Origin of the sequence: Klebsiella sp. YJ, assembly GCF_002108615.1 — a bacterium.
GTDB lineage: Bacteria > Pseudomonadota > Gammaproteobacteria > Enterobacterales > Enterobacteriaceae > Klebsiella > Klebsiella planticola.
In genome coordinates this window covers 1-530 of the sequence record NZ_MTEG01000116.1, presented here as the reverse complement: position 1 = coordinate 530, position 530 = coordinate 1, and the positions used below count along the sequence as shown (strand labels likewise).

Genomic DNA, 530 nt, shown 5'->3' with positions numbered 1-530 from the left:
GCCTTCCTCCTCGCTGAAAGTACTTTACAACCCGAAGGCCTTCTTCATACACGCGGCATGGCTGCATCAGGCTTGCGCCCATTGTGCAATATTCCCCACTGCTGCCTCCCGTAGGAGTCTGGACCGTGTCTCAGTTCCAGTGTGGCTGGTCATCCTCTCAGACCAGCTAGGGATCGTCGCCTAGGTGAGCCATTACCCCACCTACTAGCTAATCCCATCTGGGCACATCTGATGGCATGAGGCCCGAAGGTCCCCCACTTTGGTCTTGCGACGTTATGCGGTATTAGCTACCGTTTCCAGTAGTTATCCCCCTCCATCAGGCAGTTTCCCAGACATTACTCACCCGTCCGCCGCTCGTCACCCGAGAGCAAGCTCTCTGTGCTACCGCTCGACTTGCATGTGTTAGGCCTGCCGCCAGCGTTCAATCTGAGCCATGATCAAACTCTTCAATTTAAGTTTGATGCTCGTGAATTAAACTTCGTAATGAATTACGTGTTCACTCAGAGACTTGGTATTCATTTTTCGTCCGA

Annotated in this window: 1 rRNA gene; it reads right to left on the bottom strand. The window is 52.6% G+C overall.

Annotation, left to right across the window (positions count from 1 at the left end):
- Positions 1-453, bottom strand: a 16S ribosomal RNA gene (locus tag BV390_RS30450); the annotation flags it as partial.
- Positions 454-530: the final 77 nt, after the last annotated feature.